This is a genomic window from Rickettsia endosymbiont of Orchestes rusci (assembly GCF_964030945.1).
In the GTDB taxonomy this organism is placed as follows: domain Bacteria; phylum Pseudomonadota; class Alphaproteobacteria; order Rickettsiales; family Rickettsiaceae; genus Rickettsia.
In genome coordinates this window covers 1078298-1093825 of the sequence record NZ_CAXIQG010000004.1, presented here as the reverse complement: position 1 = coordinate 1093825, position 15528 = coordinate 1078298, and the positions used below count along the sequence as shown (strand labels likewise).

Genomic DNA, 15528 nt, shown 5'->3' with positions numbered 1-15528 from the left:
AGATGGCAAGTTTAGCATAAAAATATGTTTATACTTGATTGCCGCGTCGGTGCTAAAGCACCTCCTCGCAATGACGTTTTGGGTATCCACGCCGGCATTGCCTACTCGCAATGACGCCCTTTTCAAGCAGGCTTTTTATCCTCGGTTTTAGTATTATTTGCTTTTGTTTTACTAGCAGATTTTTCCTTATCTACCTTAATAACAGGAGAAGGAGTTAGCGGAAAAGTATTTTCTTCCTCAGCGTCTAAAGGTCTATTACTAAGCAAATTTTTAATTTGCTGACCGGATAATGTTTCATATTCTACTAAAGCATTTGCAAGTATATGAAGTTGATCAATATGCTTGGTTAAAATATTTTTAGCAAAATCATATCCTTCCGTAATAATTCTTTTTACCTCTGCATCAATTAAATCCGCAGTAGCTTCCGACCTTTCGCTAGTATTTTGTCTACCGTATATATCGTCACCGGCTGAACCGTGGAATATCGGTCCGACTAGATCGCTTAATCCTAATTGTGTAACCATAGCTCTAGCTACCTGCGTAGCTCCTTTTATATCTGCCGAAGCACCGGAAGTAACTTTATTTCTGCCGTAAATAATTTCTTCCGCTACTCTTCCACCCATAGAAACGGCTATATCTGATTCTAATTGCTCTCGGCTTTCAGAATATTGGTCTGTTTCCGGTAATCTTTCGACCATCCCAAGCGCTCTGCCTCTCGGAATAATAGTAGCTTTGTGAATAGGATGAGAAGCGGAAGAATAAAGCCCTACAATTGCATGCCCTGCTTCATGGTATGCCGTTCGTTTTTTTTCTTCGTCAGATCGTATCATTGAGTGATGTTCAACTCCCATTAATACTTTATCTCTTGCTTCCTCCAAATCACTCATATCTACTTCTTTCTTATCTCGCCTTGCGGCAAGTAATGCAGCTTCATTAACTAAATTAGCAAGTTGCGCACCGGAAAATCCGGGAGTACCGCGGGCAATAATTCTAGGTAATATATTGCTATTACATTTTACTTTTTTCAAATGTACCTTTAAAATTTGTTCTCGCCCATTAATATCGGGGTTAGATACTACAATTTGACGATCAAATCTACCGGGACGTAATAATGCTCGATCAAGGACGTCAGGGCGGTTAGTGGCCGCGATAATAACAACACCCTCATTTGTTTCAAATCCATCCATTTCAACTAGCATTTGGTTAAGCGTTTGCTCACGCTCATCATTACCGCCGCCCATGCCGATACCTCTATGGCGACCTACCGCATCAATCTCATCGATAAAAATAATGCAAGGTGCATTACGTTTACCTTGCTCAAACATGTCGCGTACACGGCTTGCACCGACGCCGACAAACATTTCAACAAAATCAGAGCCTGATATGCTAAAAAACGGTACGTTAGCCTCACCTGCTATTGCTCTCGCCAAAAGAGTTTTTCCGGTTCCCGGCGGACCTATTAGTAAACACCCTTTCGGAATTTTACCGCCGATTTTTTGAAACTTACCGGGATCTCTTAAAAAATCAACAATTTCCGTTAATTCTTCTTTTGCCTCATCAATACCGGCTACGTCCTTAAAGGTAATCTTTTGTCCTTTATCCGATAATAATTTAGCTTTAGATTTACCGAAACCCATTGCTTTACCGCCGCTATGCATTTGGCGCATAAAGAAAACCCAAACGCCGATTAACAGTAACATCGGGAACCAAGAAATAAAAATACCTAGTAAAGAATGCATTTTTGTATCGGGAGGTACGACCTCAATACTTACTTCATTATTATTAAGACGATTTATTAAATCCGGATAATCGGGTGCGTAAGTAGTAAAGGAAGAACCGTCGGAAGAGATACCTTCGATTACTCTACCTTGAATTTTTACCGAACTAATAGTTTTTTCATCAATTCTTGCTAGAAAATCCGAGAAAGTAATATGGTTTTTGCTGCCCATTAAGCTATCTGACTGAAAAACATTAAAAAGCAATATTGTAAAAATAAAAATTACTGCCCAGATTAAAATATTTTTACCTTGATTATTCATTATATATAAAACCTAACAAAAATGTGTAAAACGTGATATAAAACTCGGATTAAAAGAAACGTTAAAAATTTTTCTCTCGTTATCATAATATGATATATGAGGCATTGCTATAACTTTTTCAAGTATTTTAATTACCGGCAGGGTAAATAAAATTGCTATGTGGTTTCCAAAAGTTAAATCTTTTAGTAATTTAATATCTAAATATTTTTTTATCGCACTGTAATCTTTCAGTGTTAAATTAGTTACATATTCAAATAATCCCTCCTCGCCTATATCGTTGCTCGCCCTTTCACCTATTTTTATGTTTTTTGTAATATGAAATCTATTATCCCAAATAACAGATTTATTTTGTAATGTTATATTGCTTGGAAGTTTTTTGCCGAATTCTCGGTATATCAGTAAATTATTTTCTATTCGTTTAATGATGCAACCATGTAGGGTTTTTTTTAATTTCGTAGCCTTTTCAATCAAAGTTAATATCGGTGCTATCGAATAAAAACGTGTGCTATTTTTATTGCCGCTGATTATTATAAGTAAAAAACTAATTAATTGTACTCTTACTTCAAAAGAAAATTTAGCAAATTCTAGCAAGTTTAAACAGGCAAAACCGAATTCATAAATTTTTACCGATTCTGCTATTGCAGCAATCAGCTCAGGTTTAAATTTACTTTCTAGTAGTTCATTAGTTTCAACCTGTCTTAGCTGTATATCGGTTTTAATATATTCTTTTTCTTGTGCAAGTTTTTTCCTAATAACATTACGTTGATATTTGTCCGATAAATTAGACTCGTCTTCAAACCATTTAATATTATTAGCAATTAAATAACTAATCAGTTCACTTTTCGGGACGTTAAATAAAGGTCGTGCTATTTGGATATTATTATACCAGTTAATATTATTACTGCTTAAACCGAATATACCGCTTTTACGTTCTAATCTTATACAAAAATTTTCAACATAATCATCCTCATGGTGAGCTGTTAAAAGAATTAATATATCGAGTTTGTGACATAAATCGGTCATTAACTCGTAGCGTCCTTCTCTTGCTCTTTCTTGCAAATTAGAAAAATTATTTTGATGATCAAAATGTAATTGATAATGAGGATGCCCTAGCTTATCGCTTATTTCTTTTACATAGTCATTTTCTAATTTTGATTGTTTTCTTAAATTATGATCGACAGATATAACAAATAATTTAATATTATTCTTTTTTGCCCAGAAGCTAGTAAGATATAAAAGAGTTGTTGAATCGGCACCGCCGGAAACGGCAATAGCAATTTTGGAGAAAGGAAAATTATCGATTAAATCGCTAATATTATTTTGAAATTTTTTGTAAAGCATATGTTCGGTATTTTTCGGTATGGTTGCGTTGTTGCGTGGCTCGATAAAAGCAGCAGTATGTCATTCCCGCGAAGAGGCGTTGTTGCATGGATACCCAAACCGTCATTGCGAGCGACTGCAAGGAGCGCGGCAATCTAGAAAATAATAGTCATCCTGAATTTATTTCAGGATCTTTTGCAAGAGATGCTGAAACAAGTCCAGCATGACAAAGAAAAATCCGGATTCCCGCCTTTAGCTAGAATGACATCGAAAATTTGCGCCATGCAACGCCGTATGGTTAACTTGATGACGATTAAGTTATCCACGCGAGAACCGCAATTTTAACTACCAAAGCCATTATTTCGGTTGGTCTTTATCTAACTTATCCGAGGAAGAGCTATTTGCTTGATTTTCTTTTGAAATTGAGATTTTTTTCTTATATTTTTGTTGTTCGATTAAAAAACTTTGTGCTTCTTGTGATAAGCTATCATATAAATCACGTTTTTTCTTGTTAATCGCAACTATTTCTTCCCTATATTTTCTTATTTCTTCGCGTATTCCCGGCTTAATACTACCTGCATAAGCCTGAAAATCATCTATTATTTTTTGTGATGTATCGGCGTTATTTGCCGACACCTTCGCTGAATCTGCTTTTGTTAAATCTGTTTTCGGCAGTGTAGAATTAGGCATCTCGGCAAAACTATTTACGTTTGATAATAATATTACCAAAATAGTGATACTTACGGCTTTGTTTTTAATCATATAAATCTCTTTATAATATTTAAAAAATTGCAAAAATTTAAAAGCATACTCTAAGTATTTCGAGAATTGGATTTTATTTTGAAGGGTGAACGAGCGCAGCCTATACTTAATAGCCATCTATTAAATAATGGCGCGTGAATCTCCTGATAAAATGAAAAAACAATTCTTGAAAGACAACGAGTATACGGTTATACTTTAAGAATAATTAATAATACACCATGATTACATCATATAGTCAATTAAAAGATACTTTCAAAGTTTTTTTTAACATTAAATATCGCGATATTGAAATTTTTGAAGAATTTTTTGCAGAAAAAGCTAGCGCTACGTCGATGTGTGAAATCAAATCCGATACTATCGAATCAAAGTCTGACGATATTTGGAATTTTGAGGCTTATTATAATCACAAACCTAATTTGTCACTATTAAAAAAACAAATTCAAGAATTAGCAAAATATAATAATCTTGAAATTATCAAGGATATTTACCTAGAAAGAATTGAGGATAAGGATTGGGTAGCATTTTATCAAAGTCAATTGACCCCAATAGAAACCGAACATTTTTTTATTAGCACAAAGTTACATTTAGATAAATGTCCTAAAGATAAAATCTTACTACTTATTGAGGCTTCAAGGGCTTTCGGCACAGGTCAGCATGAAACTACTTTAGGGTGCCTTGAAGCCATAGAAGATTTAGCCGATATATACTCAAATGATTTGAGTATACATAAAATATTAGATATCGGTACCGGTACGGGAATATTATCTTTTGCAGCCGAAAAACTTTGGTCGAAAGCACAAATTTTTGCCTGCGATATCGATAAAATAGCAGTAGAAATAGCCGGGGAAAATGCTAAATTTAATAACTCTAACGTAATTTTTTATAAAAATAGCGAAGATAAAATTTTACTTTCTAAACAGAAAAATACTAAGTTCGACTTAATTATCGGTAATATTTTAGCATCGCCGTTAATTGAATTATCAAGTCAAATCGGATTAATGATTGAAGCAAAAGGGCATCTTATATTGTCGGGCTTTCTTGATTATCAACTATTCGAGGTTAAAAATGCTTATCAATCAATAGGGTTTGAGCCTAAAAAAATTATACGTAAGAATTCGTGGGTAATATTAATATTGCAATTTACCGGTAAGTAATGATTGGAATTGACTTTTTTAACATATATCAGTATAATACTGATCGATTTTAACAGGGAATTTAAGAGGAAAATTTAAGCTTATGAATACCGTAAAAAGTGATGCCAAAAAAAGTGACGATTACGTTTCGGAGCTTAGAAAAATAATTTGGCCGATTGAGTGGCACGAAAACAAAAAATTCTTGCCGATGGCTTTTATGATGTTTTGTATTTTATTAAACTATTCAACGCTTAGGTCAATTAAAGACGGTTTTGTAGTAACCGCTATCGGACCTGAATCAATAAGTTTCTTAAAAACTTATATAGTTTTACCGTCGGCAGTGCTTGCCATGATAATCTACGTCAAACTCTGTGATATTCTAAAACCGGAAAATGTTTTTTATACCGTGACATCATTCTTTTTGGTATATTTTGTGCTGTTTGCTTTTGTTTTATATCCGTATCCTGATTTAATTCATCCCGATCCTGAATATATAGCTTCTTTAAGTAGCAGCTACCCAAATTTTAAATGGTTTATTAGAATAATCGGTAAGTGGAGTTTTGCATCTTTTTATGCGATGTCGGAACTTTGGGGTACTTTAATGTTAAGCTTGCTATTTTGGCAATTTGCTAACCAAATTACTAAAACTGAAGAAGCAAAGCGATTTTATTCAATGTTCGGGTTACTTGCTAATTTAGCGTTGCCTGTTACTTCTGTGATTATCGGCTATTTTTTAAATGAAAAAACTCAGATAGTTGCCGAGCATTTAAAATTTACGCCGTTATTTATCATTATGATAACAAGTAGTGTAGTTATTCTATTATTATATAGGTGGATGAATAAAAACGTTCTTACCGATCCAAGGCTTTACGATCCGTCTCTTGTCAAAGAGAAGAAAAATAAAGCAAAATTGTCGTTAATCGAAAGTTTTAAAATGATTTTTGCCTCTAAATATATAGGTTTTATTGCTTTATTGCTGATCGTTTACGGTATTTCGGTAAATCTTGTAGAAGGTGTTTGGAAATCAAAAGTTCACCAATTATATCCGACAAAAGAAGCCTATACGATGTATATGGGACAGTTTCAGGCTTATCAAGGGTGGGCGGCAATTGCTTTCATGATTATAGGAAGTAATATTTTAAGGAAAGTATCGTGGATGACGGCAGCAATTATAACGCCTTTAATGATGTTGATTACCGGTATTGCTTTCTTTGTTTTTATTTTCTTCGACAGCGTTATTGCTAGGCACCTCACCGGTGTATTGGCTTCGGGACCGCTTGTATTAGCCGTTACAATCGGTATGATTCAAAATGTTTTGAGCAAAGGAGTGAAATATTCGTTATTTGACGCCACTAAAAATATGGCATATATACCGCTTGATAAAGATTTAAGAGTAAAAGGGCAAGCTGCCGTTGAGGTTATAGGCGGTAGGCTCGGTAAATCGGGAGGGGCGATTATTCAATCGACTTTCTTTATTTTATTTCCGGCTTTTGGTTTTGTTGAAGCAACACCGTTTTTTGCCTCTATATTTTTCGTGATAGTAATATTATGGCTATATGCGGTTAAGGGGTTAAATAAGCAATATCAAGCTTTAGTAACGACGAAATAGGCTATTACGTTTTGGTGTCGTTTGCTAACTGTGGCGGGAATCCATTGTTGCGTGGATAACTCAAGCGTCTGAGCTCAGCGACTATAGGCGTTGTTGCATGGCTACCGGAATCGTCATTGCGAGGAGGCACAAAGTGCCGACGTAGCAATCTAGTCTTTGTCATGCTGAACTTGTTCAGCATCTATTGAAAAAGATACTGAAATAAATTCAGGATGACTATGATTTTCTAGATTCCCGTTTTCACGGGAATGACACGGCACTTTTTTAGAGCCATGCAACAAAGCCGGCTTGACCACGGCATCCAGTTTTTGTATTAAAATTTTTTCTGGATACCGTGATCAAGTCACGGTATGACACCGAAACACTTTGCAAAAATTCGAGCCATGCGATAACGCCGCGACTGTAAGGAGCGCGGTAATCCAGAAAATGTTTAAGCAATTATATAGTAAATTTTTATATAATTATTTTAAGTGTTTTTTCTAGATTCCCGCCTGCGCGGGAATGACATCGAAAATTTGAGTCAGGTAACAAAGCTTACAGTCGCTCAGAATAATGTTTTTCTTTTTTAATTTAAGTTGCATAACATGAATACGAAGTCTAAAGCTAAAAACCAAAGAACACCGTTCGTGAAAAACTATAATAACTGGCGTGTGAGAATTTTGTATTCTATCATTATCGGTTATGCAACTTTTTATTTTTGTCGACAAAATTTTAGTATAGCAACGCCTGCCTTAATAAATTATTTCGGTGTTACAAAAACTCAAATCGGTTGGATATTAACAACGTCCTCTATAACTTACGGTGTTAGTAAGTTTTGTAACGGTTTTATTAGTGACAGGGCTAACGCTCGTATATTTATGGTGTCCGGGCTTTTAGTCGTGGGTATTATTACTATAGGCTTAGGTTTTTCCGATTCCTTAATAGTAATCGGTATTTTATGGATTGTATGCAGTTGGTTTCAATCAATGGGTTGGCCTCCGGCAACGCGCATGTTAACGCATTGGTTTGCGCCCAAAGAGCTTGGAACTAAATGGGCCTTAGGTGCTACTTCTAATCAAATAGGCGGCGCCCTTGCAATGGTAATTTGCGGTTATTTAGTTGAAAGTTACGGTTGGAGGGCAGCATTTTTCGTGCCGGGAATAATTGCCTGTCTAGTTTCGTTATTTTTATTTAATCGTTTGCGCAACTCTCCGAAAGAAGTAGGGCTTCCGACGGTTGAAGAGTATAAGGAATGTGAAATTCAAACATTAAATGATTATGAACGTTTGTTAACCCCTGCCTTACTTAAAATGGTATTCGGTAACAAATTAATTTGGTATGTTTGCTTGGCAAATATGTTTGTTTATATCATACGTTCGGGGATAATTTATTGGGCGCCGACATTTTTATTGCAGTTAAAAAATATAAGTCTTGCAAATGCAGGGTGGCAGATAGGTTTTTATGAGGTAGTTGGAATACCCGGGGCTATTATTGCCGGTTCAATGTCCGATAAATTATTTCAAGGACGTCGCGGCCCTGTCGGGGCAATATATATGTTGATTCTTAGTATTGCGCTTATTTTATTTTGGCGGGTGCCTATGCAAAGTGAAATATTAAGTATCGTGATTCTTGCTTTAATCGGTTTCTTTGTCTCCGGTCCTCAGTTATTAGTAGGAGTTGCCGCCGCTGATTTTAGTACTCGGCAAGCTGTCGGCACCGCTAACGGCTTTTCCGGTTTGTTTGGCTATCTAGGAGCGGCGATCGCCGGTGTAGGTGTCGGATGGATAAGCGATAACTGGGGCTGGGACGGTGTATTTATATTTTTTAGTATATCGGCCTTTTTAGGAGCGTGTTTGTTTGCTTTAACATGGAATCATTCTGCTAATAGCTCAAAAAAAATCTAATAAAATTTTAATAAACTAAAAAAGGTTAATAATGACAATCGAATATACTTTTTCAATGATTAAACCGGATGCTACAAAAAGAAATTTAACCGGACAACTCAACGCTTATTTAGAAAAAGCCGGTTTAAAAATTGTAGCGCAGAAGATGACTATTTTAACAAAATATCAAGCTGAGTGTTTTTACGATGAACATAGAGCAAGACCGTTTTTTAATAGCTTAGTTGAATATATTACTTCCGGTCCGGTAGTGCTGCAAGTCCTTAAAGGAAGTAATGCTATTACTTTAAATCGTAAGATTATGGGAGCTACTAATCCAAATGAGGCGGAAACCGGCACCGTTAGGAAAGATTTCGGTGAATCAATTGAAGCTAATAGTGTTCATGGTTCTGATAATCAAGATAGTGCTAAAAGAGAAATAAAATTTTTCTTTGCTAAAAATGAAATTATAGAATAATTAATATACCGCTTGCCTTTTGAGAATAGTTTCAAGAATTGTTTTTTCATTTTATTAGAGGCTCGCATGCTCACTTATTAAGTAAGCGTAGCTAGCTCATCCTTCAAAATAAAAATGAAATTATCGAAATACTTCACGTATATCAAGTTCCAAAATTAACGTATGCAGAAGCGATTTTTCATGGAACTTAGCAACCTCACCTATTAAGTTTAGGCGTACGAAGGTTCGCCAATCAAATCACTTCTGTTAATTAATTTGGGAATTGATATAGTGCTTGAATATAAAGTAATAGTTATCGGTGCAGGTCATGCAGGCGTAGAAGCGGCTTCTGCTTCCGCTCGTCTTGGAGTTAATACGCTTTTAATTACGTTAAAGGCAGAAAATCTCGGTGAAATGTCGTGTAACCCTGCGATAGGTGGGATCGCAAAAGGTACTCTAGTTAAAGAAATCGATGCTCTTGACGGCTTAATGGCGCGTATTATAGATCAAGCCGGTATACATTACAAAATGCTAAATGAAAGCAAAGGACCGGCGGTGTGGGGGCCTCGCGCTCAGGCTGATCGCAAGCTTTATAAAAAAGCTATGTACTCTGCATTAACCGATCATGAAAACTTAACTTTACTCTATAGTTCGGTAGAGGATATTGAAACTAAGGATGAGAAAGTGCAAGCCGTCATTTTAAAAGACGGTACAAAAATTCTATGTCAAAAAGTTATATTAACCACAGGAACATTTTTATCGGGTCTTATTCACATAGGGCAGGAAAAAATTCCGGCCGGTAGAATCGATGAAGAACCATCTTATGGATTATCTAGTACGTTAAAAAAAATAGGGTTTAAGCTTGGAAGGTTAAAAACAGGTACGCCGCCACGGCTTGACAGACGCACCATTGATTATAGTAAAGTTGAATCTCAACCCGGTGATAAAATTCCACGTCCCTTTTCTGAATTAACTATTAATGTTCAAGTCCCTCAAATAAATTGTTATATTACTAGAACTACCGCGCAAACGCATGATATTATCAGAAATAATTTAGATAAATCTGCTATGTATTCAGGTCAAATAGAAGGTACTGGTCCTAGATATTGTCCTTCCATTGAAGATAAAATAGTTAGGTTTAGTGCTAAATCTGAGCATCGTATATTTTTGGAACCGGAAGGTATCGATGATTATACAATTTATCCTAACGGTATTTCCACTTCGCTGCCAAAAGATGTTCAGCTTGAATTAATAAAAACGATACCGGGGCTTGAAAATGCCGTAGTACTTCGCCCCGGTTATGCAATTGAATATGATTATGTCGATCCTCGAGAATTAAAAATTACCTTAGAAACCAAGAAAATTACAGGACTATATTTTGCCGGACAAATTAACGGTACTACCGGCTATGAAGAAGCAGCGGGGCAAGGTATCATAGCCGGTATTAATGCTGCTTTAGCTGTAAAAAATCAAAAACCTTTTATATTAACTAGAGCAGATAGTTATATCGGAGTAATGATAGATGATTTAATAATGTTTGGCACCGTAGAGCCGTATCGAATGTTTACTTCAAGGTCGGAATATAGGTTGTCGGTAAGAGCGGATAATGCCGATTTACGATTAACACAATTAGGCATAGATATTGGACTCATATCGAAAAAAAGAGAAGAAATATTTATAAAAAAATGTCAAGATATTGAAAAAGCAAAAATTCTAGCCGCTTCCTTATCTTTAACAACAAGTCAATTAGCAAAAAACGGTATATTAGTTGCTCAAGACGGAACATATAAATCAGTGTTGGATTTATTAGCAATGCCTAATTTTACTATAGACCAAGTGGTTAAAATTTTCCCTCAATTAGCAAGCATAAACGATAATATTTTACAATTTCTTTACATTGAATCAAAATATTCTTCATATTTAGTTAGACAACGGGCAGATATACGGCTATTTAAGGAAGAGGAAACTTTATTAATCCCTCAAAATATTGATTATTCTCGAATATCAGGGTTATCTGTGGAAGTATGTGAGAAACTTACTTATCACAAACCTTTAACTATCGGTATAGCACGAAGAATATCGGGAGTAACTCCCGCAGCTATTACTGCTATTATAATTTATTTAAAAACTAAATACCGTGATTAAAAATTATGATTTTATTCCACGTGAAATAATTGAGAAATTAAAGGAATATCAAGAATTAGTATTAAAATGGAATAATACTATTAACCTTGTATCGCACAATAGTGTTAGAGATTTTTGGTTGCGTCATGTAATCGATTCTTTACAATTATTACAATATATTGATAATAAAGATATATGTTTAATTGATGTAGGTGCGGGAGCGGGTTTTCCTGGGATAGTATTGTCGATAGCAGGGATAAAATCAGTAACTTTAATAGAGTCGGATATTAGAAAATGTGTATTTTTAGAAAAAGCATCGAACATATCAGATAATAATATTAAGGTAATCAATCAAAGGACGGAAAAAACCGAATTTGATTGTAATATATTAGTTTGTAGAGCTTTTGCGCCGTTAAGTATGATATTTAGTTATACTGAAAATATTGTGGTAAAAGAAAAGTTTTTGCTATTAAAAGGGAAAAATTACTACGCAGAATTAGAAGCGGCCAAAAAAAATTGGTCATTTGATTATTCTGTACATAAAAGTATGACATCTGAAGAAGGTAAAATATTAGAAATTCGTAATTTAGTGAAGATTACATGACCGTAAAAATAATTTCTATAGTAAATCAAAAAGGAGGGGTCGCTAAAACTACTACTACAGTAAATTTAGCAACCGCTTTTGCTGCTATGGAAAAAAAAACTTTAGTAGTAGATCTTGACCCTCAAGGAAATAGTAGCACCGGTTTTGGCATTAATCAACTAGAGAGAAAAAATACTATTTATCAAGTATTAACCGGTTTGATTAAATTAGAAAATGCAATAATGTCTACAAACGTTCCAAATTTAAATATTGTTACTTCAAATGCTAATTTATCGGCTGCAGAATTAGATTTAATGAATATGAAGGATAGAGAATATTTATTAGTAAATTTGCTTGAAGAGTCAAAAGCTTATTATGATTATATCATTATAGATTGTCCTCCCTCACTTAATTTGCTTACGATAAATGCTTTAGTTGCAGCTGATGAGGTATTGATTCCAATGCAATGTGACTTTTATTCGTTAGAGGGACTCAGCCATTTACTAAAGACAATTGAAATTGTAGAAAGAAAGTTAAACCCTAAAATAAAAATTGCCGGTATATTATTTACTATGTATGATAGACGCAATCGCTTAACTGAACAGGTGGAGGCGGATGTAAGGAAATATTTAGGAAAATTAGTGTTTAAAACAGTTATTCCTAGGAATATTAAATTATCTGAAGCACCGTCATACGGTCAGCCGGCCATTATTTATGATCATAAATGTTCAGGCGCTATTGCTTACATGCAGCTTACAAAAGAAATTTTAGGGAGACACAATGAAAAATAAAGGATTAGGGCGGGGATTATCGTCATTACTTGGAGAAGAAGTTGTACCAAGCGCGAAAGATGAAATAATTCAAATTGTAAATATTGATAAAATTAAACCAAACGAAAATCAACCAAGGAAAAATTTTGAATATGATAAAATAAAAGAATTAGCTGATTCTATAGCAAATAACGGTTTATTACAGCCTATTATCGTTAATCATGATTATAAAATTATAGCAGGCGAGCGGCGTTGGCGAGCATGTAAACTAGCAAAAATTATTGACATACCGGTAATTATAAAAAACTTAGATGATAAAGAGAGTATGGAGATATCTTTAATCGAAAATATACAGAGAGCAGAGTTATCTGTTATAGAAGAAGCTGAGGGGTTTAAGCATTTAGTAGAAAATTTTAATTATACAACAGAAATGTTGGCTGAAAAGCTTAGTAAAAGTCGAAGTCATATAGCAAATCTTTTAAGGTTAAATAAATTACCGCAGTCAATTAAAGATAAAGTAAATGAAGGGGTGTTAAGCATGGGGCATGCTAGGTGTTTAGTAAATCATGAACATGCGGAAGTAATAGCTGAGCATATAGTAGAACACGGACTTAATGTCCGTCAAACCGAAGAAATAGTTAGAAAATGGTCTAAAGATGAATATGTAAAATCACCGGATGAGAATTTTCGCGTCGGGAAGCGTTTTTTAAAAGAAGGTGATAAAAGTAATGATTTACAATTACTCGCAAAAACATTATCGGAAAGGTTTAATATAAAGATAACAATAGAAAATTATTCAATAGGCGGGAGATTAATATTTCATTATAATAGCCTAGAAGAACTAGACACAATTTTATTAAAATTAAGTTAAATAAAGGAATCAATAATCTATGTCATATCAATATGTTTATGAAATGGATGGTTTAAGTAAAACCATCAACGGTAAACAAATTTTGAAAGAAACGCGCTTATCATTTTTGCCGGGAGCTAAAATTGGCATAATCGGTCCAAACGGTGCCGGTAAATCTACTTTGCTGAAAATTATGGCCGGGCTTGATAAAGAATTTGACGGTAAAGCGTCTCCGGCCAATGGTATAAAAGTGGGTTATTTAGCCCAAGAACCCCATCTTAATCCTGATAAAAATGTTTTTGATAATATTATGGAAGGGCTAAGTGAGAAAAAAATACTTATTGATGAATTTAATGAAATAAGTAATAAATTTGCTAACGAAATGACGGACGAGCAAATGAATGAACTGCTTACTAAACAAGCAGAGTTACAAGAAAAAATAGATGCTTGCGATGCTTGGAATTTAGAACGTGAAATAGATATTGCCATGCTAGCGCTGGGGTGTCCTGCAAAAGAAGCGAATATTACTAAAATTTCCGGTGGTGAAAAAAGAAGAGTTGCGTTGTGTAAATTGCTTTTAGAAAAACCGAACATGCTTTTACTTGATGAACCGACAAACCATTTAGATGCAGAATCGGTTTCTTGGCTTGAAAACTATTTAAAAAACTATAAAGGTACCGTGGTAATTATTACCCATGATCGTTATTTTTTGGATAATGTCACGGAATGGATATTAGAAATTGATCGAGGAAATTGTGTGCCTTGGCAATCTAATTATACTGCTTGGCTTGAGCAAAAACAAAAAAAACTTGCTCTAGAAAGCAAAGAAGAAGACGATAGAAAAAAACAACTTAATCGAGAGCTGGAGTGGATACGTCAAACGCCAAAAGCTAGACAATCAAAAAGCAAAGCACGTATTACCGCTTATCAAGAATTACTAACTAAACAGCAAGAACAAGGAAACGGTACGGCTCAAATTATTATACCTAACGGTCCTCGTCTTGGAGATTTGGTCATAGAAGCCGACCATATAGCTAAAAAATTTAATGATAAAATATTATTATCGGATTTTAGTTTTAAAGTTCCACGTGGCGCGATAGTGGGGATAATTGGTCCAAACGGTGCCGGTAAATCTACTTTATTTAATATTATTACAGGAAAATTAGTTCCGGATAATGGTTCTATTAAACTTGGACAGACAGTTAAATTAGGCTATGTTGATCAGTCTCGAGATCATCTTAACGACAACAAAACCGTATGGGAAGAAATTTCTGAAGGGCTAGATGAGTTACAACTTGGCAGTAGAATAGTAAAAAGTAGAGCTTATTGTGCAGCTTTTAATTTTAAAGGCGGTGATCAACAAAAAAAGGTCGGTCAGCTTTCCGGAGGGGAGCGTAATAGAGTACATATAGCAAAATTGTTAAAAGAAGGAGCAAATGTCATATTACTTGATGAACCTTCAAATGATCTTGATCTTGATACTTTAAGAGCTTTAGAAGATGCTATTTTAGATTTTGCCGGGTGTGTTTTAGTAATTAGCCATGATCGTTGGTTTTTAGATAGGATAGCTACTCACATTATTGCTTATGATAAAGAAGGCGATGCTACTTGGTTTGAAGGAAATTACCAAGATTATCATGAGTATATGTTGCAAGCAACCGGACAAAATCTTATAAATCCTAAATATAAACATAAAAAATTAATTTAATGTCTTTAATAGTAATTATATTAGTAATATTATTGGTAATAAAGCCAAAAGATATTCCTATGATTATAAAAAAAATCCATGAAATAAAGTCTTATTTTACTAATTTTCAAAAACAAACAATTTCTTATATTATAAACAACGATGATAATATATTAAATGAAGATATAGAACAATTAAACTTTTATTTGCAAAAGATTATTAGTATGGACGGTCATTATGACGGAGATTACACTTTAAAAAAAGTAAAACATAAATATCATGCATTAATGAAAGAATATATTAACAAGGAAATACCGCAAAAGAAAGATGAATAA

The 15528-nt window shown here is 34.4% G+C and carries 17 protein-coding genes; 11 read left to right on the top strand and 6 right to left on the bottom strand.

What is annotated here, in order from left to right; all coding sequences use genetic code 11:
* Positions 1-122: 122 nt before the first annotated feature.
* Positions 123-2039: an ATP-dependent zinc metalloprotease FtsH gene (gene ftsH, locus AAHM91_RS09950; RefSeq protein WP_253308166.1), complete on the bottom strand. Its 1917-nt coding sequence runs from the start codon at positions 2037-2039 to the stop codon at positions 123-125.
* 12 nt (positions 2040-2051) lie between these two features.
* A complete protein-coding gene (tilS, locus tag AAHM91_RS09945) occupies positions 2052-3380 on the bottom strand; it encodes a tRNA lysidine(34) synthetase TilS (protein WP_253308165.1) in 1329 nt (442 codons plus the stop codon).
* A 183-nt stretch (positions 3381-3563) separates the two neighbouring features.
* On the opposite strand from tilS, the gene AAHM91_RS09940 reads away from it, so the two are divergent.
* Positions 3564-3704 carry a hypothetical protein gene (locus tag AAHM91_RS09940; RefSeq protein WP_341793502.1) on the top strand — a complete coding sequence of 47 codons (141 nt, stop codon included), beginning with the start codon at positions 3564-3566 and terminating at the stop codon, positions 3702-3704.
* Between the two features lie 12 nt (positions 3705-3716).
* Here AAHM91_RS09940 and AAHM91_RS09935 read toward each other — a convergent pair whose 3' ends face one another.
* Positions 3717-4121 carry a hypothetical protein gene (locus tag AAHM91_RS09935; protein ID WP_410526169.1) on the bottom strand — a complete coding sequence of 135 codons (405 nt, stop codon included), beginning with the start codon at positions 4119-4121 and terminating at the stop codon, positions 3717-3719.
* Between the two features lie 218 nt (positions 4122-4339).
* On the opposite strand from AAHM91_RS09935, the gene AAHM91_RS09930 reads away from it, so the two are divergent.
* Positions 4340-5275 (top strand): 50S ribosomal protein L11 methyltransferase, encoded by a 936-nt coding sequence (locus AAHM91_RS09930; protein ID WP_342270665.1) that lies wholly within the window; start codon positions 4340-4342, stop codon positions 5273-5275.
* Positions 5276-5357: 82 nt separating this feature from the next.
* On the top strand, positions 5358-6863 hold the full coding sequence (gene tlc1 / locus AAHM91_RS09925; protein ID WP_341793504.1) for an ATP/ADP exchange transporter Tlc1: 1506 nt from the start codon (positions 5358-5360) through the stop codon (positions 6861-6863).
* Between the two features lie 4 nt (positions 6864-6867).
* On the opposite strand, the gene AAHM91_RS09920 is transcribed toward tlc1, so the two are convergent.
* The 3 genes from AAHM91_RS09920 to AAHM91_RS09910 are packed head-to-tail and all read right to left on the bottom strand — an operon-like array spanning position 6868 to position 7301.
* Positions 6868-7026 carry a hypothetical protein gene (locus AAHM91_RS09920; protein WP_341793505.1) on the bottom strand — a complete coding sequence of 53 codons (159 nt, stop codon included), beginning with the start codon at positions 7024-7026 and terminating at the stop codon, positions 6868-6870.
* On the bottom strand, positions 7013-7159 hold the full coding sequence (locus AAHM91_RS09915; RefSeq protein WP_342270664.1) for a hypothetical protein: 147 nt from the start codon (positions 7157-7159) through the stop codon (positions 7013-7015). The genes AAHM91_RS09920 and AAHM91_RS09915 overlap by 14 nt, the downstream gene beginning before the upstream one ends.
* The gene (locus AAHM91_RS09910) at positions 7128-7301 is read right to left on the bottom strand and encodes a hypothetical protein (protein ID WP_342270663.1); all 174 of its coding nucleotides are present in this window, start codon (positions 7299-7301) and stop codon (positions 7128-7130) included. The genes AAHM91_RS09915 and AAHM91_RS09910 overlap by 32 nt, the downstream gene beginning before the upstream one ends.
* A gap of 146 nt (positions 7302-7447) precedes the next feature.
* Here AAHM91_RS09910 and AAHM91_RS09905 point away from each other — a divergent pair, with 146 nt between their 5' ends.
* From AAHM91_RS09905 to AAHM91_RS09870, 8 genes are all read left to right on the top strand, one after another.
* Entirely contained in the window at positions 7448-8746 is a 1299-nt protein-coding gene (locus AAHM91_RS09905; RefSeq protein WP_253308162.1) for an MFS transporter, read from the top strand.
* Between the two features lie 31 nt (positions 8747-8777).
* Complete coding sequence (gene ndk / locus AAHM91_RS09900; RefSeq protein ID WP_253308161.1) at positions 8778-9200, top strand: nucleoside-diphosphate kinase; 423 nt, start codon at positions 8778-8780, stop codon at positions 9198-9200.
* A 270-nt stretch (positions 9201-9470) separates the two neighbouring features.
* Complete coding sequence (mnmG, locus tag AAHM91_RS09895; protein WP_342270662.1) at positions 9471-11324, top strand: tRNA uridine-5-carboxymethylaminomethyl(34) synthesis enzyme MnmG; 1854 nt, start codon at positions 9471-9473, stop codon at positions 11322-11324.
* Positions 11325-11337: 13 nt separating this feature from the next.
* Positions 11338-11907, top strand: a complete 570-nt coding sequence (gene rsmG, locus AAHM91_RS09890) for a 16S rRNA (guanine(527)-N(7))-methyltransferase RsmG (RefSeq protein WP_342270772.1) — start codon at positions 11338-11340, stop codon at positions 11905-11907.
* Positions 11904-12677 (top strand): ParA family protein, encoded by a 774-nt coding sequence (locus AAHM91_RS09885; RefSeq protein WP_253308159.1) that lies wholly within the window; start codon positions 11904-11906, stop codon positions 12675-12677. The genes rsmG and AAHM91_RS09885 overlap by 4 nt, the downstream gene beginning before the upstream one ends.
* On the top strand, positions 12667-13527 hold the full coding sequence (locus tag AAHM91_RS09880) for a ParB/RepB/Spo0J family partition protein (RefSeq protein ID WP_253308158.1): 861 nt from the start codon (positions 12667-12669) through the stop codon (positions 13525-13527). The genes AAHM91_RS09885 and AAHM91_RS09880 overlap by 11 nt, the downstream gene beginning before the upstream one ends.
* 19 nt (positions 13528-13546) lie before the next feature.
* A complete protein-coding gene (ettA, locus tag AAHM91_RS09875; RefSeq protein ID WP_341793508.1) occupies positions 13547-15214 on the top strand; it encodes an energy-dependent translational throttle protein EttA in 1668 nt (555 codons plus the stop codon).
* Positions 15214-15528, top strand: coding sequence for a DUF2672 domain-containing protein (locus AAHM91_RS09870; protein WP_253308156.1), 315 nt, complete (start codon positions 15214-15216; stop codon positions 15526-15528). Before ettA ends, AAHM91_RS09870 begins: the two co-directional genes overlap by 1 nt.

Bases quoted from the DNA above. Each gene is read 5' to 3' on its own strand.
- ftsH (WP_253308166.1), bottom strand. From the start codon at position 2,039: ATGAATAATCAAGGTAAAAATATTTTAATCTGGGCAGTAATTTTTATT.
- tilS (WP_253308165.1), bottom strand. From the start codon at position 3,380: ATGCTTTACAAAAAATTTCAAAATAATATTAGCGATTTAATCGATAAT.
- AAHM91_RS09940 (WP_341793502.1), top strand. From the start codon at position 3,564: ATGCTGAAACAAGTCCAGCATGACAAAGAAAAATCCGGATTCCCGCCT.
- AAHM91_RS09935 (WP_410526169.1), bottom strand. From the start codon at position 4,121: ATGATTAAAAACAAAGCCGTAAGTATCACTATTTTGGTAATATTATTA.
- AAHM91_RS09930 (WP_342270665.1), top strand. From the start codon at position 4,340: ATGATTACATCATATAGTCAATTAAAAGATACTTTCAAAGTTTTTTTT.
- tlc1 (WP_341793504.1), top strand. From the start codon at position 5,358: ATGAATACCGTAAAAAGTGATGCCAAAAAAAGTGACGATTACGTTTCG.
- AAHM91_RS09920 (WP_341793505.1), bottom strand. From the start codon at position 7,026: ATGACAAAGACTAGATTGCTACGTCGGCACTTTGTGCCTCCTCGCAAT.
- AAHM91_RS09905 (WP_253308162.1), top strand. From the start codon at position 7,448: ATGAATACGAAGTCTAAAGCTAAAAACCAAAGAACACCGTTCGTGAAA.
- ndk (WP_253308161.1), top strand. From the start codon at position 8,778: ATGACAATCGAATATACTTTTTCAATGATTAAACCGGATGCTACAAAA.
- AAHM91_RS09885 (WP_253308159.1), top strand. From the start codon at position 11,904: ATGACCGTAAAAATAATTTCTATAGTAAATCAAAAAGGAGGGGTCGCT.
- AAHM91_RS09880 (WP_253308158.1), top strand. From the start codon at position 12,667: ATGAAAAATAAAGGATTAGGGCGGGGATTATCGTCATTACTTGGAGAA.
- ettA (WP_341793508.1), top strand. From the start codon at position 13,547: ATGTCATATCAATATGTTTATGAAATGGATGGTTTAAGTAAAACCATC.
- AAHM91_RS09870 (WP_253308156.1), top strand. From the start codon at position 15,214: ATGTCTTTAATAGTAATTATATTAGTAATATTATTGGTAATAAAGCCA.